A 1,095-nucleotide genomic window follows, 5' to 3' on the forward strand; every position below is an offset into this window, starting at 1 on the left:
TTGTAGTTCGACATACAAGGATTTATGGACATGTCTCAAGCTCCCCAGGCGAAATATCGTAAAGATTATCAAGCGCCATCCCACACAATTACTGATATTGATCTTACGTTTGATCTTTACGACAACGACACCATCGTTACTGCACTATCAAAAGTAGTTCAAAAGGGTGAATCAACGACTCTAGAACTGGATGGTGAAGGGTTAGAGCTTCGTTCAGTTAAGGTGAACGGCGAAGATTGGGCGCATCATGAAGTAAAAGAGGCGTCCCTAGTACTGTCTGACTTACCTGCTGAGTTCGAACTTGAAATCATCACTAAAATTGATCCTGAAGCCAACACCGCACTTGAAGGTCTGTACAAATCTGGTGGTGCATTCTGTACACAGTGTGAAGCAGAAGGCTTCCGCCGCATCATGTATTACTTAGATCGCCCAGACGTACTGGCAAAATACACAACCAAAGTCATTGCAGATAAAGCAACATATCCATACTTGCTCAGCAATGGTAACCGTATTGCACAAGGCGAAGCAGAGAACGGTCGTCATTGGGTGCAATGGCAAGATCCACATCCAAAACCAGCTTATCTATTTGCGCTTGTCGCTGGTGACTTTGATGTTCTTCGCGATAAATACACCACAATGTCTGGTCGCAACGTTGACCTAGAAATCTTTGTCGATAAAGGCAACTTAGACCGAGCGGGTCACGCGATGACATCGCTAATCAACTCAATGAAGTGGGACGAAGAACGCTTTGGTCTAGAATACGACCTCGATATTTACATGATCGTGGCGGTTGATTTCTTCAATATGGGCGCAATGGAAAACAAAGGCCTAAATATCTTTAACTCTAAGTTTGTTCTGGCGAATGACCAAACGGCGACAGACCGAGATTACTTGGGTATTGAAGCTGTGATTGGCCATGGATACTTCCATAACTGGACAGGCAACCGCGTGACTTGCCGTGATTGGTTCCAGCTGAGCCTAAAAGAAGGTTTGACGGTGTTCCGTGATCAAGAGTTTTCTTCTGACTTAGGTTCACGTGCGGTAAATCGAATCGACAACGTGCGCATTATTCGTGGCCCTCAGTTTGCTGAAGAT

At 45.0% G+C, this 1,095-nt stretch carries 1 protein-coding gene; it reads left to right on the forward strand.

All coding sequences use genetic code 11. The features are described from left to right. Positions 1 to 30: 30 nt before the first annotated feature. The coding region (locus tag R7F07_RS25335) for a M1 family aminopeptidase (protein ID WP_318110686.1) at positions 31 to 1,095 on the forward strand (1,065 nt) is incomplete at its 3' end.

It is taken from the genome of Vibrio sp. YT-16 (genome assembly GCF_033337405.1).
In the GTDB taxonomy this organism is placed as follows: domain Bacteria; phylum Pseudomonadota; class Gammaproteobacteria; order Enterobacterales; family Vibrionaceae; genus Vibrio; species Vibrio alginolyticus.